This is a genomic window from Acidipropionibacterium jensenii DSM 20535 (assembly GCF_000425285.1).
Taxonomy (GTDB): Bacteria; Actinomycetota; Actinomycetes; order Propionibacteriales; family Propionibacteriaceae; genus Acidipropionibacterium; species Acidipropionibacterium jensenii.
On sequence record NZ_AUDD01000003.1, the window covers coordinates 138042 to 163564 of the forward strand.

A 25523-nucleotide genomic window follows, 5' to 3' on the forward strand; every position below is an offset into this window, starting at 1 on the left:
GTGTTGACGCGCATGTCACAGCTGTTCGTCCGAACCCTTCGGGAGGACCCGGCCGATGCCGAGGTCCCCAGCCATCGCTGGCTGGTCCGCGCCGGGTACATCCGGCGGGCCGCCCCCGGCATCTACACCTGGCTGCCGCTGGGCCTGAAGGTGCTGCGCAAGGTCGAGGGAGTCGTCCGCGAGGAGATGGACGCGATGGGCGCCCAGGAGGTCCTCTTCCCGGGGCTGCTGCCTGCCGACCCCTACAAGCAGACCAACCGCTGGGTCGAGTACGGCGACAACCTGTTCCGGCTGACCGACCGCAAGAATGTCGAGATGCTGCTGGGGCCGACCCACGAGGAGATGTTCACCCTCCTGGTCAAGGACCTCTACTCCTCCTACAAGGACCTTCCGCTGGTCCTCTACCAGATCCAGAACAAGTACCGCGACGAGGCCCGTCCGCGCGCCGGGATCCTGCGCGGCCGCGAGTTCGTGATGAAGGACTCCTACTCCTTCGACGTCGACGACGCCGGACTGGACGTCGCCTACAACCGGCACCGCGAGGCCTACATCAGGATCTTCGACCGGCTGGGATTCGACTACGCCATCGTCAAGGCGATGTCGGGGCCGATGGGAGGGTCGCGCTCCGAGGAGTTCCTGGCCGTCTCCGAGAACGGCGAGGACACCTTCGTGCGCTCCCCGGGCGGATACGCCGCCAATGTCGAGGCGGTCACCGTCCCGGCCCCCGACCCGGTCGACTACTCCCAGGTGCCGGCCCCCGAGGTCGTCGACACCCCCGACGTGCCGACCATCGACACCCTGGTCGCGATGGCCAACGAGGTGAAGCCCCGCGCCGACCGGCCGTGGACCGGTGCCGACACCCTCAAGAACGTCGTCTTCATGGTCACCGACCCCGACGGCACCCGCGCCCCCCTGGCGATCGGCCTGCCCGGAGACCGCGATGTCGACGAGAACCGGCTGGCCGCCGCCCTGGAGCCCTCGGTCGCCGAGCCCTTCGGCGAGGAGGACTTCGCCGCCAACCCGACCTTGGTCAAGGGATACATCGGGCCCCGCGCACTGGGCGAGAAGAACTCCTCGAAGGTCCGCTACCTCGTCGACCCCCGGGTGGTCACCGGCACCAGCTGGATCACCGGGGCCGACCAGGACGGTCACCACGTCTTCAACCTGGTGGCCGGCCGCGACTTCACCCCGGACGGCACGATCGACGTCGCCGAGGTGCGGGAGGGAGATCCCGCCCCCGACGGCTCGGGTCCCCTCACCCTCACCCGCGGCATCGAGATGGGCCACATCTTCCAGCTCGGTCGCAAGTACGCCGACGCCCTGGGCCTGAAGGTCCTCGACCACAACGGCAAGCTCGTCACCGTGACGATGGGCTCCTACGGCATCGGGGTCTCCCGTGCGGTGGGCGCCGTCGCCGAGTACACCTGCGACGACCGCGGGCTGGCCTGGCCGCGCGAACTGGCTCCCTACGACGTCCACGTGCTGGCCACCGGCAAGGGATCCGAGATCCTCGACGAGGCCACCAGGATCGTCCGCGAGCTGGAGGACGCCGGGCTCGACGTCCTGCTGGACGACCGGAAGGCCTCCCCGGGGGTCAAGTTCGCCGACTCCGAGGTGCTCGGCATGCCGACCTCCGTGGTGGTCGGACGCGGACTGAAGAACGGCGTCGTGGAGATCCGCGACCGCCGCTCCGGTGCGGCCCGCGAGGTGCCGGTGGCCGACGCCGTCGCCGAGGTGCTCACCGAGGTGCGCGGCTGAGGTCGTGACCGTCCCTCTGGAGATCCTGGCCCTGCTGGTGGTGGCGGCCCTGGTCGCCGGCTGGGTGGACGCCGTGGTGGGCGGGGGAGGGCTGATCCAGCTTCCCAGCCTGCTGCTGGGGCTGCCCTCCGACACCCCGGTGGCCACCATCGCCGGGACCAACAAGGTCTCCTCCTTCGCCGGCACGCTGACCGCCGCGACCGCCTACCTGCGCTCGGTGCGGGTGCACTGGCAACAGGCCCTGGCCATCATGACCGGGGCCTGCGCGGGTTCTGCCGGTGGAGCCCGCCTGGTGCAGTTCCTGCCCCGCCAGTGGTTCACTCCGATCGTCCTGGTGGTGCTGGTGGGGGTGGGGGTGTTCACCCTGCGCCGTCCCGCCCTGGGGGTGGAGAACCGGGTCCGCCACCAGGGCCGGGCCCTCCACCTGAGACTTCTCCTCATCGGCCTGCTGATCGGCTGCTACGACGGGGCGGTCGGGCCGGGGACCGGAACCTTCTTCGTGATCGCCCTGGTCTCACTGATCGGGTACGGCTTCCTGGAGGCCAGCGCGCTGGCGAAACTGGCGAATCTCACCACCAATGCGGCAGCCATCGCGGTGTTCTGGATCCACGGCGTCATCTGGTGGCGGGTCGGTCTGGTGATGGCCGCGGCCAATCTCACCGGTGGCTGGATCGGAGCCCGGATGGCGGTCCGCCACGGCAGCCGTTTCGTCCGCAAGGTCTTCCTGGTGACGGTGGCGGGACTTGCGGTGAAGCTGGCCTGGGACACCGTCGCCCAGTTCCGCTGAGGGTCCGCTCAGACCCAGCCCGGCCAGCCCGGCAGCGGCACCCCGTAGTGGGTGAGGAAGCTCATCGACTCGGTCATCGCGAGCATCGCGGCCCGTCGGTCGGCGCCGTCGGCGGCGGCCGTCACCCGTCCCCAGCCGGCCAGCACGCCGCGCTCCAGGCCGCTCCACAGGGTCCGGGTGGAGGCCGCGTCCGAGGGGGTGGCCGGCATCGGGTAGCCGGGCTGAAGGGGGGTGGGGGAGGCCGAGGCGGCCCGCAGGGAGGCCCGGAGGGAGGTCTTCTGATGCTCGACGCGCTGCAGCCGGTCCACACCCGTGGCGTGCAGCGGATCGGTCGAGGAGAGCCTTCCGACTCCCCACTCCAGTCCGGTGGACAGGGCGTTGAGTCGGCTCAGCAGCACCTGCCGCGCCGCTGTCAGCGGTTCGGAGGGGACCGTCACCGGGTAGGCGTCACCGAGTTCGGGGGCCGGGCCGGTGAACCTGACCGAGTTGGAGAAGACGGTCAGGCTCGCCCAGATGAGCGTCCAGGACGGGTCATCGGACCGGCCTGCGATCTCCAGATAGTCTCGGCCGGCGACACGCTCGGCCGTGATCAGCTGCAGCTGCGGGGACACGGTCGAGGGGGAGGCGGGGCTCGAGGGGGTCACCGGGATGACCGGGGTGGTGTCGGCACTGCGTCCGGCCAGTGGGTCGATCTGTGCCAGCACGGTGGCGTGGCCGGTGTGCACGGCGGCGATCCCGGCCTGTCCGGCGGCCCGGGCCAGTTGCGCCAGGGTCGCTTCGGTGGACACCGCGGAGCGCCGTTCGGCGGTCACCGGCGGCGTGGCCGAGGCGCGTCGGTCCTCACCGCTGCCGACCAGCGGCGAGACCCGGTAGCAGCCCGACAGGGAGGCCGCAGCCAGTCCGAGAGTCGCCATCATCACGGTGCGTCTGCTGGGGGTGGCCGAACTCATGGGCACAAGGGTATCGGTCGTCTCGTAGACTGGCCCCCACAACAGCAGGGACAACAGAACGAGGCCAGGGATGAACGCGAATCAGCTCAGTGAGCTCATCGAGCCGTTGCTCGCACAGTTCGGGATGGAGCTGGACAAGCTGGATGTCGTCGCCGCCGGGAGACGCCGTCTGGTCCGGGTGACCGTCGACGGGGACGGTGCCGACGGACACGGACCCGGCCTCGACGACATCGGAGAGGCCACCTCGGCCCTGTCGAAGGCGCTCGACGCCTCCGAGGTGCCGGGGGAGGCTCCGTACACCCTGGAGGTCACCTCCCGGGGGGTCGGGACCCCGCTGACCCTGCCCAGGCACTACCGCCGCAACATCGGCCGGCTGCTGGCGGTCACCCTCGACGCGGCCGAGGGCGCCAGGCCCGAGAAGATCACCGGACGGATCACCGCCGCCACCGGGACCACCGTCACCCTCGAGGTGCCGGCCCCCGGCTCCAAGCCGCACAAGCCACTCACCGTCAGTCGTGAGATCCCGCTCGACCAGATCCGGCGCGCTGTCGTCCAGGTCGAGCTCAACCGCAAGTCAGAGAATGCTGAGGAGAACTGAGATGGACATCGATCTGGCCGCGTTGCGCATGATCGAACGCGAGAAGGAGATCCCGCTCGACTACCTCGTCGAGACTCTCGAGGACGCCCTGCTCAACGCCTACGCGAAGACCGAGCACCCCGTCAAGGACGCCCGTGTCGAGCTCGACCGCAAGACCGGCAACGTCGCGGTGATGGTCCCCGAGCGCAATGAGGAGGAGGAGATCGTCGGCTGGTACGACGGCACCCCCTCCGACTTCGGCAGGGTGGCGGCATCCACCGCCCGGCAGGTGATCTTCCAGCGTCTGCGCGAGGCCGAGGACGAGCAGAAGTACGGACAGTTCCAGGCCGTCGAGGGGGACGTCGTCACCGGCGTCGTCCAGCAGTCCTTCCGCGACACCCGCACGGTGCACGTCGACCTGGGCGCCATCGAGGCCATCATGCCGCCCGCCGAGCAGGTGCCCGGCGAGAAGTACACCCACGGGCGCCGCCTGCGGGTCTACGTGGTCGCGGTCCGCAAGGAGCTGCGCGGCCCCCAGGTGGTCGTCTCCCGGACCCACCCGAACTTGGTGCGCAAGCTCTTCGCCCTGGAGGTCCCCGAGATCGAGCAGGGGGTCGTCGAGATCAAGGCCCTGGCCCGGGAGGCCGGCCACCGCTCGAAGATCGCGGTCACCTCGCACAATCCCGATGTCTCGGCCAAGGGGGCCTGCATCGGGCCGATGGGCCAGCGGGTCCGCGCGGTGATGCACGAACTGGACGACGAGAAGATCGACATCATCGACTGGTCGGAGGATCCGGCCACCTTCGTCGGGGCCGCGCTGTCCCCGGCCAAGGTCAAGAGCGTCACGGTGGTCGACCCGGCCACCCGCGCCACCCGCGTCGTGGTGCCCGACTACCAGCTCTCCCTGGCGATCGGGCGGGAGGGCCAGAACGCCCGGCTTGCCAACCGGCTGACGGGCTGGCGGATCGACATCGTGCCGGACAATCCCGTCGACACCGCCGGACCGGCCACCACCGCCCCCGCCCAGCAGTGAGTCGGTCGGGGGGCCGCCCGACGCAGCGCACCTGCGTGGGGTGCCGGCTCACCGGCGACCCGGCGACGATGGTGAGGTTCGTTCTCAGCGGAGACGCCGGCACCGGGTGGCTGGTCCGCCTGGACCCGACCTCCGCAGCCCCGGGCCGGGGTGCCCATCTGCACCCGGACCGGGGGTGCTGGCAGGCGGCGGCTCGGGGAGGCTTCGCACGGTCATTCCGCCGCAGAGTGAGGGTTGAGGCCCCGGACCGCCCCTGGGCGGCCGGCGACTGAGCACCGGCCCGCAGCCGGCGCGCGACACCGGGGCACCCCGGCTGCGGGCCGACGGCGGCCTCCGCCGGAGCGGGGGCCGTCCCGGGTGGGAATTGGCCCCCGCTTGGGTTTTCGGTACACTCGACCACGCGCGTCTGCCGGAAACCGCCGGCGACCTCACCGAACTATGCCCTGCCCCTGACGGGGAAGGACTGACAAGAAAGTGAGCAGACGCTCATGACGACTCGATGAGTACGCATCAATGAGCAATCGCACCATCTAGTTGGCCCGAGCCAACACGGCCGGGTCCGAAGGAGAGTAGTGGCCAAGGTCCGTGTCTATGAGCTCGCGAAAGAGCTCGGACTGACAAGTAAACAGCTTCTGGGGAAGCTGGGCGATATGGGAGAGTTCGTCCGGTCTGCTTCCTCAACGATTGAGGCGCCGGTCGTGCGACGCGTGCGCGACCAGTTCAAGAACGGCTCACACGGCGGCGACGCCGGTGAGAACAAGCAGACCCCTCGCCCCCGCTCCGGCGTCAAGCCCGGCCCCGGGCGCAAGCATGTCGCCGAGCAGGGGCATGACGAGCACGGCACGTCCGACAAGGACGCCGGTGGCGAGTCGCACGGTTCTGCCGAGAAGCACCACGTGGGGCCCCATCCGGTCCCGCACCCCACACCGCGCGGCGGGTTCAACACCGCTCCCGGCGGTTCGTCTGCGGCGCGCACCAGCGTCACCCCGCGTCCCGGCCTCATCAAGCCCGGTCCGCACTCGCAGAGTCACCAGGGTGAGGCCGCTCACGGCGGCACCTCCCAGGGGCGGCCCTCCGCCAAGGAGGCCGGCCACCACGGTCAGGGGGGTGCGCACTCCGGTTCGGAGGCGCCGCGTCCCGGATCCGGTCGCAGGACCCCCTCCTCGGGAACTCATCCGACCCCGCGCACCGCGCCGCTCAAGGGTGCCCCGCACCCGCATCCGGGACCGCGTCCCGGTGGTTCGCGAGCCGGTGGCACCGGCGGTCTCCCCACCTCCGGTCGTCCGGGCCCCAAGCCCGGTGCCCGTCGCAGCTCCGGGCCCCGCCCGGGCAACAACCCCTTCGCGTCCAGCCAGGGAATGGGTCAGAATCGACGTCGCTCCGAGCAGGGCGGTGGCCGTCCCGGCCAGCGTCATGAGGGCGCCTCGCGTCCCGGTGGCGAGCGGATGCCCCGTCCGGGCGGCACCTCGGGAATCCCGCATCCGAATCCCGCGATGATGCCCAAGCACCAGTCGAACCAGATCGGCCACACCTCCGGTGGCGGTCGAGGTGGTCGTGGTGGCCGCGGCGGTGGTCGTGGCGGCCAGAGTCGTGGCGGTTTCGGCGGCGGTCCTCGCGGACCGGTCGGCGGCGGCCGTGGTGGCCGTGGCGGTCGTGGCACCCAGGGAGCCTTCGGGCGCGGCGGGTCCGGCGGTCGTCGGGGACGCAAGTCGCGTAAGCAGCGCAGGCAAGAGTTCGACGAGATGCAGGCGCCGCTGGTCGGCGGCGTGCGCGTCCACAAGGGCAACGGGCAGACCCTGCGGCTTCGCCGTGGTGCCTCGCTGACCGATCTGGCCGAGAAGATCAATGTCGAGCCGGCTCAGCTGGTGCAGGTGTTGTTCAACCTCGGTGAGATGGTCACCGCCACCCAGTCGGTCTCCGACGAGACCCTGGAGATCCTGGGTACCGAGCTGGACTACAAGATCCAGGTCGTGTCCCCGGAGGACGAGGACCGCGAGCTGCTGGAGTCCTTCGACCTGGAGTTCGGCGAGAACGAGGGAGACGAGGACGATCTTGCTCCGCGTCCCCCGGTCGTCACCGTGATGGGCCATGTCGATCACGGCAAGACCAAGCTGCTGGACACCCTGCGCCACTCCCATGTGGTGGAGGGCGAGGCCGGTGGCATCACCCAGGCGATCGGCGCCTACCAGGTCGAGACCGATGTCGACGGACATGATCGCAAGATCACCTTCATCGACACCCCCGGTCACGAGGCCTTCACCGCCATGCGTGCCCGTGGCGCCCAGTCCACCGATATCGCGGTGCTGGTCGTTGCGGCCGATGACGGCGTGATGCCTCAGACCGTCGAGGCGTTGAACCACGCCAAGGCGGCCGGTGTGCCGATCGTGGTGGCGGTCAACAAGATCGACAAGCCGGGAGCCGATCCCGAGAAGGTGCGCGGTCAGCTCACCGAGTACGGGCTGGTCACCGAGGAGTACGGCGGCGACACGATGTTCGTCAACGTCTCCGCCAAGACCGGCGAGGGCCTGGACAAGCTGCTCGAGGCGATCATCCTGACCGCCGACGCCGCCCTGGATCTGCGCGCCAACCCGGACATGCCCGCCCAGGGTGTGGCCATCGAGGCTCACCTGGACAAGGGTCGTGGCCCCGTGGCCACCGCCCTCATCCAGCGCGGAACGCTCAACATCGGCGACTCGATCGTGGCCGGTTCGGCCTACGGCCGTGTCCGTGCCCTCATCAACGACAAGGGCGAGACCGTCGAGAAGGCGCTGCCCTCGGATCCGGTGCAGGTGCTCGGACTCACCTCCGTGCCCGGTGCAGGAGACAACTTCCTGGTTGTCGAGGACGACCGGATGGCCCGGCAGATCGCCTCCAAGCGAGAGGCGCGGATGCGCGCCGCCCGCCAGGCGAAGTCGTCGCGTCGCAAGACCCTCGACGAGCTGTTCGATCAGCTGGAGAAGGGCGAGACGCAGGAACTGCTGCTCATCCTCAAGGGCGACGGCGCCGGTTCGGTGGAGGCCATGGAGGATGCCCTGGCCAAGATTGACGTCGGCGACGAGGTGGATCTGCGGGTCATCGACCGCGGTGTCGGTGCCATCACCGAGACCAACGTCGACCTGGCATCGGCCTCCAACGCGGTCATCCTCGGCTTCAACGTGCGCCCGACCGCGCACGCCGCCAAGATGGCCGACGAGGAGAATGTCGACATCCGCTACTACTCGGTGATCTACGACGCGATCGACGACATCGAGGCGGCACTGAAGGGGATGCTCAAGCCGATCTACGAGGAGAAGGCTCTGGGCAGCGCGGAGATCCGTCAGATCTTCCGCTCCTCCAAGGTCGGCACCATCGCGGGTTGCATGGTCACCAACGGAACCATCCGTCGGCACGCCAAGACCCGTCTGGTCCGCGACGGAGTGGTGGTCACCGAGACCGAGATCAACACCCTGCAGAGGGAGAAGGACTCGGTCACCGAGGTGCGCGAGGGGTTCGAGTGTGGCCTCACACTCACGAACTACTCCGACGTCCGCATCGGCGACGAGCTGCAGTGCTACGAGATGGTCGAGAAGCCGCGCGAGTGATCGCCGGCTGAACCACCAGACCGCCCCGTCCTCCGATCGGAGGACGGGGCGGTCTCGGTTCTCGCGGTCTCATCTGTGGCGGTGTTGGCTCTGGCGTTCTCGGTTCCATGGTCTTGTGTCCCTGCTGACGGGGGCCCGTGGCGGCCGCCTCGGCGAGCCGCGTGGAGGGTCGGCTCCCGGGAAACCGGGGTAGTCTGAAGCGCCGATGCCCGAGCGGTCGGGACATCTGCTGTCGGGAGCGCCGATCCGAGGGATCCTCGGGAACCGTGCGCATGGAGGAGCGAGGAGAGCGCTATGACCAATCCACGTGTGGCCAAGCTGGCGGACCAGATCAAGGTGGTCGTCGCCGGCATGCTGGAACGCAGGATCAAGGACCCCCGGCTGGGATTCGTCACGATCACCGAGGTCCGTCTCACCGGGGACTCCCGCGACGCCACCCTGTTCTACACGGTGCTGGGCACCGACCAGGAGCAGGACGCCACCGCGGCCGCACTCGAGTCTGCCAAGGGACTGCTGCGCTCCACGGTGGGCAAGCGACTGGGGCTGCGCTACGCGCCGACCCTCACCTTCGTCCGCGACGCCAGTTTCGAGACCGCCAAGTCGATCGAGAATCTGCTGGCCCGTGCCGCGGCCTCCGACGCCGAGGTGGCCAAACTGGCCACCGGCGCCGCCCATGCCGGCGAACCCGATCCCTACCGGCGCCGTGACGAGGAGGATCCCGACGAGCCCGATGAGGCCGACGAGCGGGACTGAGCAGTGACAGCCGGGACCGCGAGTCCGGCAGAGAGGTCGCCATGGACTCCGGTCTGCTGATCATCGACAAGCCCTCGGGATGGACCTCCCACCAGGTGGTGGGCAGGGTGCGCCGGTTGATGGGCACCCGGAAGGTCGGCCATGCCGGCACCCTCGACCCGATGGCCACCGGAGTGCTGGTGGTGGGAGTCGGCCGGGCCACCCGGCTGCTGGGCCATCTCGCCCACCACGACAAGGACTACACGGCGACCATCCGGCTCGGGGTTGCCACTCTCACCGATGACGCTGAGGGCGAGATCGTCTCGACCGCCGACGCCTCCGCGCTGACCGATGGGCAGATCGAGGCGGCGATGGGCCCACTGCGCGGCGACATCATGCAGGTGCCGACGGCGGTCAGCGCGATCAAGGTCAACGGCAGACGGTCCTACGCCCGGGTGCGCGCCGGGGAGCAGGTCGAGCTGGCGGCACGGCCGGTCACCGTCTCGCGGTTCGAGTGCACGGCGCTGCGGCGCACTGTCGGGCAGGAGGGCACTGTCGTCGATCTGGACGCCGAGGTCAGCTGCTCCACCGGCACCTATGTGCGGGCCCTGGCCCGCGATCTCGGGGCGGCGCTGGGGGTCGGTGGCCATCTCACGGCCCTGCGTCGCACCCGGATCGGCCCCTACCGGCTGCCGGATGTCGCGGTCGACCTGTCCGATGAGGCGCCCCGGCCAGAGATGATGACGATGGCGCAGGCTGCCCGGCTCAGTTTCCCGGTGGTCGAGCTCGATGCCGCGCAGGAGGCGGACCTCAGGGTCGGGCGCCGGTTGGAGATGGTGGTGCCGGCCGATCCGACGGCGATGATCTCCGGCGGCTCAGGTGATCTGCTGGCCCTCTACCGGCCCGATCCGGAGCGTCCCGGGTGGTCGCGCGCCCTCGCGGTACTCGTCTGATTCGGGCCCTCAGCTCCCGGGAGCCTAGAATCCCCCCGTGTCACCGATGCGCAACCCTGCCCCGAACCCTGTCCAGTCGACGGTCGTCATCGGCAACTTCGACGGCGTCCATCGAGGGCATCGAGCCGTTCTGGAGAGAGCCCGGGCGCTGGATCCCGATCTTCCGCTGGTGGTGGTGACCTTCTGGCCGCACCCCGTCTCGGTTCTCACCCCTGGCCGTGAGCCCCTTCTGCTGTGCTCCCTGGAGCGGCGCATCGAGCTTCTGGAGCAGGCCGGTGCCAGCCAGGTGAGAGTGGTGCGGTTCACCCGGGATCTTGCCGGGTGGAGTCCCGAACTCTTCGTGGAGAGGGTGCTCAACCCGCTCAATCCGCGCCACGTCGTGGTGGGGCGGAACTTCCGCTTCGGCCACCGCGCCGCCGGCACCCCCCAGACCCTCGCCCAGATCGGCGCCGGACGGTTCGACGTCAACTCCCTGGATCTGGTGCACGTGGAGGGCAGCTCCACCTCCTCCACCCTGATCCGCGCCGCCGTCGCCGAGGGGAAGGTCCGCCAGGCCGCCCGGCACCTGGGCCGCAACTTCGAGGTCCAGGGTGTGGTGGTGATGGGGGACCAGCGCGGCCGCGAGCTCGGGTTCCCCACCGCCAACCTCGTGCTGACGGCCGCCTACGCCGTTCCCGCCGACGGGGTCTACGCCGGATGGCTCGTCCCGGCCACCGGGCCGGAGGCCGGCCGGCACCTGCCCGCCGCGATCTCGGTGGGCAGCAACCCCACCTTCGACGGGGTCGAGCAGCGGGTCGAGACCTATGTCCTGGATCGCACCGACCTGGACCTGTACGGAGTCGACATCACCGTCGAATTCGTCGACCGGCTGCGCGGTCAGGTGAAGTTCTCCGGCATCGATCCGCTCATCGCCCAGATGAGCACTGACGTCGAGGCCACTCGCCGGGTGCTCGATCTGGCCGACGGCGATTAGCCGTCCGTCCGGCCCTGGAACGGGATTCGTCGAGCCGGGGCAGTCCCTGATATCCTTCACAAGTTGCCGTCAGATCGGCCGCGGCCTTGTAAGAGCTTCCAGCCAGTAGGGGCACCGGAGGCGCCGCGCAACGGACAGGGAGGAGCACCACATGGATGCTGCAGAGAAGAAGAAGATCGTCGAGGATTACGCAACCCATCCCGGTGACACCGGTTCCCCCGATGTCCAGATCGCGCTGCTGAGCGCTCGGATCGCCGACCTCACCGAGCACCTCAAGGTCCACAAGGGTGATCACCACTCTCGTCGTGGCCTGATGCTCATGGTCGGCCAGCGTCGCCGTCTGCTCAACTACGTCGCCAAGAGCGACATCGAGCACTACCGCGAGCTGATCGCGCGCCTCGGCTTGCGCCGGTGAGGCTGTAACTCCACGACCTGAGTCCATCGGGGCCGCTCCCATCGGGGAGCGGCCCCGATGTCGTCTGTTCGGACTCTGGCCCGTATGACCCCGGGCTCCGGGAATCCTGATCTTGACCAAGGCATACTCAGTATGTCAGGGTGACGCATACCGAGTATTTATCGGTGGGCGGGAGTGCATGCCACATCTGGGGTGCACCGTCGGGGATCGGCTCAGGGAGGCACAACGATGTCCATCAAGTTCGCGATACTGGCGATGCTCGCCGAGAGGCCGCGTCACGGGTACGAGCTGAAGTCGGAGTTCGACCGGAGGACCAATTCCACCTGGCCACTCAACGTCGGACAGGTGTACACCACCCTGGACCGGCTGGAGCGCGATCAGCTGGTGCTGCGGGGGGACGAGGACGCCGAGGGCCGCGTCGCCTACTCCATCACCGGCCTCGGCCGCGAGCGTGTGAGGTCGTGGTTCACCACCCCAGTGGCGGCCTCCCCGCAACGCGACGAACTGGCGATCAAGATCGCCTTCGCGGCCACCACGCCGGGTCTCGACGTCGAGGCGATGATCCAGATCCAGCGACGCGAAACCATGCACCTGCTGCAGGACCATCGGCGCGCCCGGCGCGGAGTCGACGAGGACGACCTGGCCGGACAGCTCGTGCTGGACAGCTTCGTCTTCGCCGCCGAGGCCCAGATCAGGTGGCTGGACAACTGCGAGTCCGCGGTCCTGCGAGCCTCCCGCAACGCGAGCCGGGGAAGTACCGGCCCGCACACCCCGCCGGGCTCTGCATCACCGGACCGCCGGGCGGCCGGGCCCACCCCCGAGACCCGGTCGGCATCCTCGGCCAGGAGCCCGCGATGAGTGCCCCCGGACGCGCCATCGACGCCCCCGCCGTCCCCGCCTCGCGCACCGTTCTGGGACTGGACCATGTCAGCCGGGTCTACGGCTGCGGCGAGCAGGCCGTCCATGCCCTGCGCGACGTCACCCTCGACGTCCAGACCGGCCACTTCGTCTCCGTGATGGGCCCCTCGGGATCCGGCAAGTCGACTCTGCTCGGCCTGGCCGGCGGACTCGACCAGCCCACCGAGGGCACCGTGTCGGTCTGCGGTCAGCCGCTCAGCGGGATGTCCCGCGACGACCTGGCACGGGTGCGACGCCGTCAGCTCGGCTTCGTCTTCCAGGACTTCAACCTGGTCTCCACGCTGACCGCCCTGGAGAACGTCGCCCTCCCCCTGGAACTGGACGGGGTGGGCGCCAGGGCGGCCCGGGCCGCGGCCTGCGAGGCTCTGGAGAGGATCGGTCTGTCGGGCCTGGGGGACCGCTTCATCGAGGAGATGTCCGGCGGCCAGCAGCAGCGCGTCGTGATCGGCCGGGCGATCGTGGGCGATCGCCGTCTGCTGCTGGCCGACGAGCCCACCGGAGCCCTCGACTCGGCCACCGGTGACGAGGTGATGGCCCTGATCCGCCAGCTCGCCGATGACGGCGTGGCGGTGGTGCTGGTCACCCACGAGGCCCGTCACGCCGCCTGGGCAGACCGGGTGGTCTTCCTGCGCGACGGCACCCTGGTCGATGAGTCGTCGGTGGTCGGCGACCCGATGGCGCTGCTGGCCGACGGGCCCCGACGGGGGGACTGGTGATGCACCGCCACGTCCCGCCGCACGGCGGCCGGCCGACCCGACCGGTCCCCGCCGGTGACCCGGGCGCACCGCAGACACCCGGCGACCGGGTCCGAAGGGGTGGCCAGGGCCGGCCCTCGGGTCGCCTCATCGCCCGGCTGGCAGGACGTGAGTTGGCCCGCCACAAGGCCCGGGCGGCCCTCATCGCGGTGCTGATCGCCCTGCCGGTGGCAATGCTCTGCGGCCTGGGTGTGCTGCAGCGCTACGAGGTCCCGGGTCCCCAGGACCATGCCCTGAGCGCCTTCGGCGACGCCGATCTCATCATCGAGGCGATGGCCGGCTGGAGCGGTCGGTGCACCCAGGAGAGCCTCGCCGACACGGCCTGCGGCGCCGGTTCGGTCGACACCGTCTCGGCGAGCAACCTCTCCCGTCAGCAGCAGGCTCTGCGCTCGATCGGAGACTCGGCGGCGAGCACGACGTCGACCAGCCCGCTGCTGCCCGGGCATCCCGTGATCCCGGTCCGGACCGCCCATGTCACAGCGGACTGGCAGGGACTGGACGTCGCGGTGACCGTCGTCGGCGCCGATCAGATCCGGTTGCGCACCGCCAAGGTGAGGCTTCCCGCCGGCGCCACCACGATGCCCGGACCCGGCGAGGTCTGGGTCGGCAAGGACACCGCCGAGCGGTACGGCTGGACGGTCGGCCACACCATGCAGATCGGCACGGCGAGCTACCGGGTCACCGGTCTCACCCGGGTCGAACCGCTGTCCGGACCATCGGTGTGGGTCGGCCCCGGTCACCCTCTGGTGGCCACGGGCGAACTCAGCTGGTTCGGGACCGGTGCTCCGGTCAGCCGGGCCCAGGCCGATCTGCTCAACTCCCACGGGTTGGCAGTGATGGACCGGCAGGCCTACCTCGACCTCCAGTCGGATGGACCGGCCGGCGACGGCGCGACGGTCACCATGCTGACTCTGTCGGTGGGGGTGCTGGCGGCACTGGTGACGGCCACCGTGGCCGGCGCCGCCTTCGCCATCGGGGCCCGCCAGCAGCGCCGCACCCTGGCCCTTCTCGGGGCCACCGGTGCCGACCGTCGAGTCATGCAGCAGCTCGTCACGCGGCAGGGGCTGGTCCTCGGTGTGGTCGGATCGGTGCTGGGGGCCGGCCTGGGGCTCGCCGGTGGGAACGGTTACCTCGCCTGGATCGGCGCCCACAACCCCTACTACCCGCCGTCCGCCCAGATCTCGGTGGGAATCACCGCCGCGGCGCTGGTGGTCGGCGTGGTCTCGGCCCTGGTCGCGGCCTGGGTGCCGGCTCGCGCGGTGGCCAGGCAGGACGTCCTGGCCGGGGTGCGCCATGCCGAGACGCCGTCAGGTCCCGCCCGTCTCCCCAGACTCGGTCTGGGACTGGTGCTGAGCGGAGTCGTCCTCGTGGTGGCCGCGGCGGTGATATTCCATCTCGGCTCCTCGGCGACGGATGCCCAGGAGCACACCCAGACGCTGTTCATCCCCGTGATCGTCGGCCAGGTGGTGATCTTCATCGGAATGGTGGCCAGTCTGTCCTGGTGCGTCGATCGGGCCGCCCGCGGCAGGGGCGGCCCCCTCGGGGTGCGCTTCGCGCTGCGCGACCTGGCCCGCAACAGGGGACGCGGTGCGGCCTGCGTGGCCGCCTCGATGGCGGTGATGGCACTGATGGCCAGCATCCTGACAGTGGCCGGGTCGCAGGACATCGCCGAGACCCGCAGATACCTGCCGCAGCTTCCCCCCGGCACGGCGGTGCTGGCATCGACCGACGCCCAGGGCAAGCCCCTGACCGCCGAGAGGGCAGCCGACCAGATTGCCGCCGTCGAGGCAGAGCTGGGCCCGGTCCCGCAACGGGTCCGGTCCCAGCAGCTGAGGACCTGTGACACCGACCTCTCCGATTCCGGACTGACCTGGTGCTCCGCGATGGTCTCGGTCGTCAGCACGACCGCCACCCGGGTCTCCCCGGACCAGGGCGTCATCCAGGATCCGGACGGTCACCGCAGCTACACCCTGCGGGCCGAGGTGGTGGTCGATGACGGATCCCTCTACCACCTGCTGACCGGTCATCGGGCCACCCCGGAGGTGCTCAGGGCGATGGACCGCGGTGTCGTCATTCTCAATCCGGCCCTGGCCACCGGCGGCCGTGCCACCGCGGAGATCACCCGGAACCAGGGGGAGGACCCCATCGACAGGAGGGTTGCGGTGTTCACCGCCGCCGCGACCGTCGGCGGGAACCGGGTCCCGGCTCTCACCACCAGGGCGATGGCCGCCCGGCTGGCCGGCATGCCACCGGAGAAGCTGCCACTCGTCCCGGGGGACACCTGGCTGCGTCTGCCGGTGGCACCCACCTCCTCCCAGATCGACCGGATCAATGCCGCCATCGCCCGCCGGACCACCGTCCAGCAGGCCTTCGAGCATGAGTCGGGACCCGCGCACAGCTACCGCGCGGTGCTCCGGTGGGGGACGCTGGTCGCCGCCGTGCTGCTGGTGGCCGTCGCGGTGGTCGTCCTGGCGCTGTCCCTGTCGGACTCCAGGACGGCCCGCCAGAGCGTGGCCGCGGTGGGCGCCTCCCGTCGCGACCTCAAACGCATCACCGCCGTGCAGTCCCTGGTCACGGTGGGGATCGGCGGGGTGGCGGGAGCCCTGGTCGGAGTCGGGCCGATCGCGCTAGCCATGTGGGCGCAGGGACCCGCCGGGTCCTGGGGAGTCCCGTGGGGCTACCTGGCGGCGCTGGTCCTCGGTGTCCCGGTGATCGTCGCGGCGGCCGTGCGGGTCCTCGTCCCCGCCGTCTCCCCGGTGCTGCGGCGCAGGGACTGAGCCGGTCCCAACCCCGGGGAATTGCCGGGTCATCCCTGCTCACAGCGAGATTTCGGGAAAACAAGGTGCCCTGACATAGGATCGAAGGGCAACTATTGCGAATATCTAGAGAAGCAGACCGCCGCCTGGTCCGGAGTGCACGTCTCGGTCCTCGGTAGTGGCCAGCGGGTGAGAACTCCCCCGATGGCTTCGATCGAAGACCGGCGCGAGTGCCGGAGGCGCAGAAGAGCGCCCGCGGAGGCGGCGGCCTCACATGAAAGGAATCCCCATATGGAGGGACCCGGTCTCGAATTCACCGAGGCAGTCATCGACAACGGATCGTTCGGCAAGCATGTCGTCCGGTTCGAGGCGGGCCTGCTGGCCCAGCAGGCGGACGGCTCGTCGGCCGTCTACCTGGACGGCGACACCATGCTGCTGTCCACCACCACCGCCGCCAAGACCCCCCGCGACTCCATCGACTTCTTCCCGCTGACGGTCGATGTCGAGGAGCGCATGTACGCCGCCGGGCGGATCCCCGGCTCCTTCTTCCGCCGCGAGGGCCGCCCCTCGGAGAACGCCATCCTGGCCTGCCGGCTCATCGACCGCCCGCTGCGTCCGACCTTCGTCAAGGGTCTGCGCAACGAGGTCCAGGTCGTGGTGACCGTGCCGGCCCTCAACCCGTCCGTCTACTACGACGTCGTCGCCATCAACGCGGCCTCGATGTCCACCCAGCTCGCCGGGCTGCCCTTCTCCGGGCCCATCGGCGGAGTCCGGATGGCCCTCATCGACGACCAGTGGGTGTGCTTCCCCGACGTCGAGCAGCGCAAGGAGTCGACCTTCGACATGGTGGTCGCCGGCCGCGTGCTGGCCGACGGCGACGTCGCCATCATGATGGTGGAGGCCGAGTCGACCCCCGCCACCTGGAACCTGGTCCGCTCCGGACGCACCGCCCCCACCGAGGAGGTCGTCGCCACCGGTCTGGAGGCCGCCAAGCCCTTCATCAAGGTGCTGTGCGACGCCCAGGTGGCGCTGGCCGCCAAGCTGCCCAAGGAGACCTACGACTTCCCGGTCTTCAAGGACTACGAGCAGGACGTCTACGACGCCGTCGAGGCCAAGGGCCACGACGAGCTCTCGCGGATCGAGCAGATCGCCGCGAAGCTGGAGCGTCAGGACGCCGAGTCCGACCTCAAGAGCCGCATCAAGGCCGACCTGGCCGCCCAGTTCCCCGGCCGTGAGGCCGAGGTGTCCGGCGCCTTCAAGGCCATGATGAAGAAGATCGTGCGCAAGCGCGTGCTCGACGAGGGAGTCCGCATCGACGGTCGCGGTCCCCGCGACATCCGGACCCTGTCGGCCGAGGTCGGCATCATCCCCCGGGTGCACGGCTCGGCCCTGTTCCAGCGCGGTGAGACCCAGATCCTGGGAGTCACCACCCTCAACATGCTCGACATGGAGCAGAAGCTGGACACCTTGTCCCCGGACAAGACCCGGCGCTACATGCACAACTACAACATGCCGCCCTACTCCACCGGTGAGACCGGCCGGGTCGGCTCCCCGAAGCGCCGCGAGGTCGGCCACGGCAACCTTGCCGAGCGCGCCCTCATCCCGGTGCTGCCGGATCGTGACGAGTTCCCCTACGCCATCCGCCAGGTCTCCGAGGCGATCGGCTCGAACGGGTCCACCTCGATGGGTTCGGTGTGCGCCTCGACGATGGCCCTGCTCAACGCCGGTGTGCCGCTGCGCGCCTCGGTGGCAGGCATCGCCATGGGCCTGATGAGCGAGCCCAATGACGACGGCTCGACCAAGTACCTGGCCCTCACCGACATCCTGGGAGCCGAGGACGCCCTGGGCGACATGGACTTCAAGGTCGCCGGCACCAGCGAGTTCGTCACCGCCCTGCAGCTCGACACCAAGCTCGACGGCATCCCCGCCGATGTGCTGGCTGCCGCGCTGACCCAGGCCAAGGAGGCTCGCACCGCGATCCTCGAGGTGATGAACGACGCCATCGACGAGCCCGACGAGATGGCTCCGACCGCGCCGCGCATCCTCACCGTGCACATTCCGGTCGACAAGATCGGCGAGGTCATCGGGCCGAAGGGCAAGATGATCAACCAGATGCAGGAGGACACCGGGGCCAACATCTCGGTGCAGGACGACGGCACGATCTTCATCGGTGCCGCCGACGGCGCATCTGCCGAGGCCGCCCGCGACCTGGTCAATGCCATCGCCAACCCGCAGATGCCCGAGGTGGGGGAGCGGTTCCTGGGCACCGTGGTGAAGACCACGAGCTTCGGCGCCTTCGTCTCCCTGCTGCCCGGCAAGGACGGACTGCTGCACATCTCCAAGATGCGCGACCTCAACGACGGCAAGCGCGTCGAGGCGGTCGAGGACGTCCTCAGCGTGGGACAGACAATCCAGGTCGAGATCGCCGAGATCGACGACCGCGGCAAGCTGTCCCTGATCCTGGCCTCCGACGACAAGGATGACGAGGACTGACTCACTGGGGGACGTCGTCCCTCAGCACTGAGTGCACCGGGGACGTCGTCCCTCAGCACTGAGCGCACCAGGGAGGACCTCCCCGAGCACAGTTCACAGCGGCCCCCGGGTCCGGAAGATCTTCCGGACCCGGGGGCCGCTGCGTGCCCCTCCCAGGACCTCACGGATCGACGGTCAGCGCCGGGCCCACGCCCGGACCCGCGCCCGGACCAGGGCGAGGATCCCGATGGTGACGAGCAGCACCAGGGTGGTGGCCACGGACCCGAGCCACGACGGGATCGCGATGGTGGCGAAGAAGGAGTGGACCGGGTGCTCGAAGACGTGCTCGTCGGCGTGCGCGCCGCCGTGGCTGAGGACCACCGCCATCTCGCCCAGATGGCCGATGCACCATCCGGCGAAGGTCACCGTGGGGATCCAGGTGAGGACGCGAACCGCCTTCGATGTGGAGATGCGCCGGATCCCGGCCAGCAGGATGATGGCTACGACGCAGACGGGGGCTCCCACCAGGTGGAAGGCCAGGTGGCCCCAACTCTGCTCCATGGGCAGGAAGATGAAGGGCAGAGCGGCAGAGACGATGAGGACGGCGGCCAGCGCGGCCGTTCTCGGACCGGTTCCGGAGGTGGCAGTGCCGGTGGGTGCCACCGTCCGGGGTGCTGACAGGGATGTCATGGCTCCTCCTCTGTGGGCTTGAGGTGGCTCGACCCTACGATCGGGCCCGGGCGTCACACATCGGCGATCTGACCTATTTCCTCTCGACCCCGCTCGGGAGACCATTGAGCATGTCGAACAGGTCATGGCGGACTGCCATCTGGTGCGTCGCGGCGGTGGTGACTCCCGCCGCCATCTGGGCGATCGCGCTGCCCTGGCCGGCCGACAGCGACCTGGGGTTCGTCCTTCCCGTTCCGGTCCTGGCGGTGATGGCCCTGTCGGGAGCGGGAATTCTGCTGCTGGCCGGGGGCCAGAGCTCGGCCGGGCTGCGTGCCACCATGGCGATCCTCGGCCTGACCCTGCTGGGCTACCCCTGCCTGCTGGCGATGTCGGCCGCCTCACGGGGCGGTCCGCTGGTGGCGGGCGCCGCATTCGCGGGCCACCTGATCCCGCTGACCATGGTCAGTGTGACTCCGGTGCTGGCCGTCTCCGTGGTCACCGCCAGGAGTCACCGGGGCTGGATCGCGGCGATTCTCCTGGTGACCGCGGTGACCACGGTCGTCGACATCACCGGTGTCCGGGTCCTGATCGTGCTGGCCTCTGTCGTCCGGATGTCCGGATTCGTGCTGCCGATCGCGGCGACCTGGCCGCTGGTCAGGAACACCGCCGCCGACATGAGACGGCGGGCCATCGTGTGCGGGATGGCCTCGGTGGTGCCGGTGCTGATGCTCGGTCTGACCGGCTGCGCCGTCGCCATCGCCGGCCTCACCTGGGGGCCACCCGGCAGCGACCGACCTGGCTGATGCGCCGGTCGGCGATCCTGTGGATGCTCGCCGGGGTGCTGGCCGTCGTCACCCTCATCCTCGCAGCCGGCGGGGTGCTGGTGGCATCGGCGTTCGTGAGGGCCCCGGTCGCCATGCTGGTCGGGGTGCTCCTCACCGGGGCGGTCGGCCTGGTGTCGGTGCGCCTCCACCACTGGGCCGGGCGGCTGATCGACCCCACGGCGGAGATCGAGACGGAGCTGGCCGGCCTGGGGGAGGTCTCCGGCCACCGCCGGATGGCCCTCCAACAGGTGCTGCGCAAGGTGACCGGGGACCCGTCGCTGAGCCTGGCGGTGCGCGCCGACGACACCTGGGTCGACGCGGACGGCAACCCGATCTCCCCGCCCGCCGACGCCGTGCCCCTCGGCAGGGCCGGCGGGGACGCACTGGTGATCTGTTCGCGGCCGGAGCTGTCGGGTCGGATCGCCCGGGTGGGCGACTGGGGCAGTCTGCTGGACCCGGCCGTGATGGAGGCCGTTGTCGAGCAGGAGGCGGCCCGGGCGGACCGGGCGGCCGCCGCGGAGCGCAGCAGGATCAGCCGCGACCTGCACGACGGTGTCCAGGCCCACCTTCTCGGCATCGCGCTGAACCTCCAACTGTCGGGCCGGGGTCTGGAGGAGCCCGGCGCCCGGCTGCTCGTCGAGGAGACCGTGGTGGGGCTGAGGGACGCCGTCAGCCAGGTGCGCGCCCTGGCCGAGGGCGGTGCGCCCACGGTGCTGGTGACCGATGGGCTGGGGGCGGCCCTGGCGCACCTCGTCCGGCCCCTCGACGTCGTCACCCAGACCCGGCTGCCCGAGCGCAGACACTCCGCGGAGGTTGAGGAGACCGCCTTCTTCGTCGCCAGCGAGGCGATCGCCAATGCGGTGAAGCACGCCGGCGCCGACCACATCGAGATCGCCGTCGAGGAGACCGGCAGTGTCCTGACCGTCATCGTCACCGACGACGGGGTGGGCGGGGCGGATCTCCGGCTGGGAACCGGACTGCGCGGCATCACCGAGCGGGTGGCGGCCTTCGGCGGCCTGCTGGTGGTCCGCGAGGCGCGACCGCGCGGCACGGTGGTGGAGGCGAGCCTGCCATGCGGGTAGTCATCGCCGAGGACCAGGTGCTGCTGCGGGACGGACTCGCACGGCTGCTGGAGAGTGCCGGCCACCTGGCGGTCGCCCCGGTCGGTGACGCCCGGGCGCTCATCAGCCAGGTCAACCTGAACCGTCCCGACCTGGTGATGGCCGACATCCGGATGCCGCCGAGCTACACCGACGAGGGGGTGCGAGCCGTGAGCACCCTGCGGCGGGCCTGGCCGCAGCTGGCGGTGATGATGCTCTCCCAGGTCGTCGACCAGGAGCTGGTGGACCAGATGAGGGATGGGGCCCCGCGGTCCTTCGGCTACCTCCTCAAGGACCGGGTGCTCGACACCGAGGTCTTCCTCGACCAGCTCGAGACGGTCGCCGCCGGTGGCACGGTCTTCGACCAGACGGTCGTCGACGACTACCTCAGTCGCGGTCGAGGACGGGTCGGCCGACTCACCGATCGCGAGGCGCAGGTGCTGCGGCTGGTGGCCTCGGGCCGCAGCAACGCCGGGATCGCCGACGCCCTGGTGATCTCCCGGCGCACCGTCGACGCCCACCTGCGCTCCATCTTCGCCAAGCTCGGCATCGAGTCCGCCGCCCACGACAACCAGCGCGTCCTGGCGGCTCTCGACTGGCTCGCCGGCTGATCCCGGGGACTCCTTGCAGGCGGGCCGCGCCGGTGGCGAGCCGGGCCGGGCGAGGGAGTCTCTCGATCCACCGTGTCGTCTGTAGGGTGGGAGCCGAGTTGCCCCCACGGAAGGACGAAGGATGATCAAGGTCGGTGTGTTCGGCGCGAAGGGTCGGATGGGCAGTGAGGTGTGCCGGGTGGTCGAGGCCGCCGAGGACCTCGAACTGGTCGGCGGGATCGGCCCCGGCCAGGACCGCTCCGCCCTCGAGGGCGCCGACGTCATCGTCGACTTCACCCAACCGGACGCCGTGATGGACAACCTGGCCTGGGCCATCGACCACGACATCGACACCGTGGTCGGCACCTCCGGGTTCACCGCCGAGAAGTACGACGCGCTGCGCGCCCAGCTGGCCGACCACCCCACCACCGGCTGCCTGGTGGCCCCGAACTTCGGCATCGGCGCGGTGCTCATGATGCACTTCGCCGAGCAGGCCGCCCGCTTCTTCGAGTCGGTCGAGATCATCGAGCTGCACCACGCACACAAGGCCGATGCCCCTTCCGGAACCGCCGTCGCCACCGCGGAGAAGATCGCCGCTGCGCGCAGTGCGGCGGGTCTGCCCGCCGTGCCGGACGCCACCACCCAGGAGATGGCCGGCGCCCGCGGGGCCACCGTCGACGGCATCCATGTCCACAGCGTCCGACTGCCCGGCCTGGTCGCCCATCAGCAGGTGATGCTCGGCTCCCTGGGGGAGACCCTCACCATCAAGCACGACTCCTTCGACCGGGCCTCCTTCATGGCCGGGGTGCTCGCCGGGGTGCGGTCGATCGGTTCGCGGCCCGGTCTGACCGTGGGCATCGAGGGTCTCCTCGGGCTCCAGTGAGGACCCGATGACCAGTCAGCCCGAGGGTCCCGGTGCCGATCCGTACCGCCGGCCCGGGATGGACGAGCCGACCCGGGTCCTCCCGGACCCGCTCGGCTCGCCCGACCCGCTTGACCCCACCGACCCGCGGACCCTCGTCGATCCCGACGGCGTCCCCACCCGGTCCCGGGGACGCAGGGACCCGGCCGGCGCCTCGGGATCGGGCGGGGGAGCACGCAGGGTGATCCGCAGACTGGCCACCGTGCTGCTGGTCGTCCTGCTGATCGTGGCCGCCGTGCTGGCCGACGCCGTCGCCCGGCAGCGCACCGAGCAGCATGTCGCCCAGCAGATCGCCACCCAGCTCGACACCCGCCAGGAGGACGTCGACGTCACCATCGGCGGCTGGCCCTTCCTCGCGGTGCTGGCCACCGACCGGCTGTCCTCGGTGGACCTGTCGATCCCCGTCGCCACCGTCACCCGGCAGGACCGCAGGGTGACCTTCCGCGATGTGGCGGTTCACGCCAGCGGAGTCCGCAACGCCCGCCATCTCGACCGGGGCATCATCGACCAGGCCGAGGCCAGTGCACGCCTCGACTGGGCGCAGCTCTCCCAACTCAGCGGCGCCACCATCACCTCGGCCGGGAACTCGCGGGTCCAGGTGGTGCGGAAGGTCGACGTCCTCGGGGCGCAGGTCGACGTCCAGGTCTCGGCGGTCCCGGGCATCAACCCCGCCGATCGCACCGTCACCTTCAGCGATCCCAAGGCCAGCGTGGACGGGATCACCATTCCCGCCTCGCTGCTGGGCCCGGCGATGTCGTCCATCTCGAAGAAGATGGTGCTGCCCGATCTGGGCTCGATGAGGTACCAGTCCCTGACCGTGGACTCCCGGGGGGCGAAGGTCTCGATGGCCGGCAGCCAGGTCGAGTTGAAGGATCTGCTCGCGAGCTGATCCGTCGGTCCCGATGTCAGCCCATCGCGAAGTCGCGAAGACCCTCCTCCGGTGCGGAGTTAGGGTACCCATGGTCAGGCAGCCTGACCACTGTCTTTGTTCTCTTTGTCCCCGATCCGGAGGTCACCCATGAATGTCGCCGAGCAACTCGTCCAGCAACTAGTGGACGCGGGGGTGCGGCGCATCTACGGGATCGTGGGGGACTCCCTCAACCCGATCGTCGACGCCGTGCGCAAGTCCGGCGGGTCCGCCAAGGGCGGGATCGACTGGGTGCACGTGCGCCACGAGGAGGCCGCCGCCTTCGCCGCCGCCGCCGAGGCCCAGTTGACCGGTGAACTGGCCGTCTGCGCCGGATCCTGCGGGCCGGGCAACCTCCACCTCATCAACGGCCTCTACGACGCCTACCGCTCCCAGGCGCCGGTGCTGGCCCTGGCCTCGCACATCCCCAGCGTCCAGATCGGCTCCAGCTACTTCCAGGAGACCCACCCCGACCGTCTCTTCGTGGAGTGCTCCTCCTACTGCGAGATGGTCTCCAGCCCCGATCAGGCGCCCCGGGTCGTGAACTCGGCGATCCGCCACGCGGTGGCCATGCAGAGCGTCTCGGTGATCACCCTGCCCGGTGACATCTCCGACCAGAAGGCCACCGCCCCCACCCCGGTCTACGTGCCGAGCCGTCGCCCGGTGCTCGCCCCCAACCCCGAGGACGTCAAGCAGCTGGTCACCCTGCTCAACGACTCCCGCAAGGTGGCGATCTTCGCCGGCGCCGGCGTCGAGGGAGACCACGACGAGGTCATCGCGCTGGCCGACAAGCTCCAGGCCCCGATCGGCCACAGCCTGCGCGGCAAGGACTTCATCCAGTACGACAACCCCTTCGATGTCGGCATGACCGGCCTGCTGGGCTACGGCGCGGCCGCCGAGGGGATGAACGACGCCGACGTCCTGCTGCTGCTGGGTACCGACTTCCCGTACAACCAGTTCCTGCCCGACACCCTCACCGTCCAGGTGGACACCCACGCGGAGAAGCTGGGACGCCGCACCGACGTCTCCTTCCCGGTCCAGGCCGATGTCAAGGCCCTCGCCGAGGCCCTCACCCCGCTGGTGAAGCAGCACGACGACAAGTTCCTCAAGGCCACGATCAAGCGTCACGCCAAGATCATGAAGGCACCGGTCGGCTCGTACACCCGCAATGTCGAGCACCTCAAGCCGATCCACCCGGAGTTCGTCGCCCACACCCTCAACGAGGTTGCGGCCAAGGACGCCATCTTCACCGCCGACACCGGCATGTGCAATGTGTGGACCGCCCGCTACATCGACCCGCTGGGCACCCGCCGGCTGATCGGCTCCTTCCTGCACGGCTCGATGGCCGACGCCCTGCCGATGGCCCTGGGGGCCCAGGCCTCCCATCCCGGCCGCCAGGTCATCTCGGTCTCCGGCGACGGCGGACTGTCGATGCTCCTCGGGGAGCTGGTGACCGCGCGGATGCACAACCTGCCGATCAAGGTCATCGTGTTCAACAACTCCACCCTGGGCATGGTCAAGCTCGAGCAGCTGGTCAACGGTCTGCCCGACTTCGGCACCGATGTCCACGACGTCAACTACGCCGGGGTGGCCACCGCGATGGGATTCCACGCCGAGCGGGTCGACGACCCCAAGGATGTCCGGCGGGCCCTGACCGACGCCCTGGACGCCGACGGTCCGGCCCTGGTGGAGTTCCTCACCGACCCGAACGCGCTGTCCCTTCCCCCCGAGATCAAGGGTGAGATGCTCATCGGTTTCGCAACCGCCATGAGCAAGGTGGTGCTCAACCGCGGAGCCGGCGAGATCATGTCGATGGCCACCTCGAACATGCGCAACATCCCTCGTCGCTGA

At 70.0% G+C, this 25523-nt stretch carries 22 protein-coding genes; 20 read left to right on the forward strand and 2 right to left on the reverse strand.

From position 1 onward, the window contains the following. Positions 1-12: 12 nt before the first annotated feature. Positions 13-1758, forward strand: a complete 1746-nt coding sequence (locus tag H590_RS0102755) for a proline--tRNA ligase (RefSeq protein WP_028702353.1) — start codon at positions 13-15, stop codon at positions 1756-1758. A 4-nt stretch (positions 1759-1762) separates the two neighbouring features. Next, entirely contained in the window at positions 1763-2545 is a 783-nt protein-coding gene (locus H590_RS0102760; protein WP_028702354.1) for a sulfite exporter TauE/SafE family protein, read from the forward strand. 8 nt (positions 2546-2553) lie between these two features. Here H590_RS0102760 and H590_RS0102765 read toward each other — a convergent pair whose 3' ends face one another. Next, complete coding sequence (locus H590_RS0102765) at positions 2554-3495, reverse strand: DUF4439 domain-containing protein (protein ID WP_036980744.1); 942 nt, start codon at positions 3493-3495, stop codon at positions 2554-2556. Between the two features lie 70 nt (positions 3496-3565). On the opposite strand from H590_RS0102765, the gene rimP reads away from it, so the two are divergent. From rimP to H590_RS0102825, 12 genes are all read left to right on the forward strand, one after another. After that, positions 3566-4093, forward strand: coding sequence for a ribosome maturation factor RimP (gene rimP, locus H590_RS0102770; RefSeq protein WP_028702356.1), 528 nt, complete (start codon positions 3566-3568; stop codon positions 4091-4093). A gap of 1 nt (position 4094) precedes the next feature. Next, positions 4095-5105, forward strand: coding sequence for a transcription termination factor NusA (gene nusA, locus H590_RS14545; RefSeq protein ID WP_051238104.1), 1011 nt, complete (start codon positions 4095-4097; stop codon positions 5103-5105). A gap of 35 nt (positions 5106-5140) precedes the next feature. Further along, positions 5141-5377: a YlxR family protein gene (locus H590_RS17775; protein WP_269471500.1), complete on the forward strand. Its 237-nt coding sequence runs from the start codon at positions 5141-5143 to the stop codon at positions 5375-5377. Between the two features lie 300 nt (positions 5378-5677). Continuing rightward, positions 5678-8686 (forward strand): translation initiation factor IF-2, encoded by a 3009-nt coding sequence (gene infB / locus H590_RS17780; protein WP_084149223.1) that lies wholly within the window; start codon positions 5678-5680, stop codon positions 8684-8686. A 294-nt stretch (positions 8687-8980) separates the two neighbouring features. Then, positions 8981-9439: a 30S ribosome-binding factor RbfA gene (rbfA, locus tag H590_RS0102790; protein ID WP_028702359.1), complete on the forward strand. Its 459-nt coding sequence runs from the start codon at positions 8981-8983 to the stop codon at positions 9437-9439. Between the two features lie 41 nt (positions 9440-9480). Continuing rightward, complete coding sequence (truB, locus tag H590_RS0102795) at positions 9481-10371, forward strand: tRNA pseudouridine(55) synthase TruB (RefSeq protein WP_028702360.1); 891 nt, start codon at positions 9481-9483, stop codon at positions 10369-10371. A 46-nt stretch (positions 10372-10417) separates the two neighbouring features. Next, positions 10418-11344: a bifunctional riboflavin kinase/FAD synthetase gene (locus H590_RS0102800; protein WP_028702361.1), complete on the forward strand. Its 927-nt coding sequence runs from the start codon at positions 10418-10420 to the stop codon at positions 11342-11344. A gap of 151 nt (positions 11345-11495) precedes the next feature. Then, the gene (gene rpsO, locus H590_RS0102805) at positions 11496-11759 is read left to right on the forward strand and encodes a 30S ribosomal protein S15 (RefSeq protein ID WP_028702362.1); all 264 of its coding nucleotides are present in this window, start codon (positions 11496-11498) and stop codon (positions 11757-11759) included. 228 nt (positions 11760-11987) lie between these two features. Next, positions 11988-12617, forward strand: coding sequence for a PadR family transcriptional regulator (locus tag H590_RS14550; RefSeq protein ID WP_071161689.1), 630 nt, complete (start codon positions 11988-11990; stop codon positions 12615-12617). Continuing rightward, entirely contained in the window at positions 12614-13393 is a 780-nt protein-coding gene (locus tag H590_RS0102815; RefSeq protein WP_036980749.1) for an ABC transporter ATP-binding protein, read from the forward strand. The genes H590_RS14550 and H590_RS0102815 overlap by 4 nt, the downstream gene beginning before the upstream one ends. Positions 13394-13545: 152 nt before the next feature. Then, positions 13546-16209, forward strand: a complete 2664-nt coding sequence (locus H590_RS0102820) for an FtsX-like permease family protein (RefSeq protein WP_028702364.1) — start codon at positions 13546-13548, stop codon at positions 16207-16209. A 270-nt stretch (positions 16210-16479) separates the two neighbouring features. Beyond that, a complete protein-coding gene (locus H590_RS0102825; RefSeq protein WP_028702365.1) occupies positions 16480-18681 on the forward strand; it encodes a polyribonucleotide nucleotidyltransferase in 2202 nt (733 codons plus the stop codon). A gap of 174 nt (positions 18682-18855) precedes the next feature. Here the strand turns inward: H590_RS0102825 and H590_RS0102830 are convergent, their stop codons facing one another. Next, positions 18856-19350, reverse strand: a complete 495-nt coding sequence (locus H590_RS0102830; RefSeq protein ID WP_028702366.1) for a hypothetical protein — start codon at positions 19348-19350, stop codon at positions 18856-18858. Positions 19351-19460: 110 nt separating this feature from the next. On the opposite strand from H590_RS0102830, the gene H590_RS18605 reads away from it, so the two are divergent. From H590_RS18605 to H590_RS0102860, 6 genes are all read left to right on the forward strand, one after another. Next, on the forward strand, positions 19461-20132 hold the full coding sequence (locus tag H590_RS18605; RefSeq protein WP_028702367.1) for a hypothetical protein: 672 nt from the start codon (positions 19461-19463) through the stop codon (positions 20130-20132). Beyond that, positions 20132-21235: a sensor histidine kinase gene (locus H590_RS18610; protein ID WP_051238105.1), complete on the forward strand. Its 1104-nt coding sequence runs from the start codon at positions 20132-20134 to the stop codon at positions 21233-21235. Before H590_RS18605 ends, H590_RS18610 begins: the two co-directional genes overlap by 1 nt. After that, positions 21226-21864 (forward strand): response regulator transcription factor, encoded by a 639-nt coding sequence (locus tag H590_RS0102845; protein ID WP_028702368.1) that lies wholly within the window; start codon positions 21226-21228, stop codon positions 21862-21864. Before H590_RS18610 ends, H590_RS0102845 begins: the two co-directional genes overlap by 10 nt. A gap of 121 nt (positions 21865-21985) precedes the next feature. Further along, complete coding sequence (gene dapB, locus H590_RS0102850; protein ID WP_028702369.1) at positions 21986-22726, forward strand: 4-hydroxy-tetrahydrodipicolinate reductase; 741 nt, start codon at positions 21986-21988, stop codon at positions 22724-22726. 7 nt (positions 22727-22733) lie between these two features. Next, positions 22734-23654 carry an LmeA family phospholipid-binding protein gene (locus H590_RS14560; RefSeq protein WP_051238106.1) on the forward strand — a complete coding sequence of 307 codons (921 nt, stop codon included), beginning with the start codon at positions 22734-22736 and terminating at the stop codon, positions 23652-23654. A gap of 129 nt (positions 23655-23783) precedes the next feature. After that, positions 23784-25523, forward strand: a complete 1740-nt coding sequence (locus tag H590_RS0102860) for a pyruvate dehydrogenase (protein WP_036980755.1) — start codon at positions 23784-23786, stop codon at positions 25521-25523.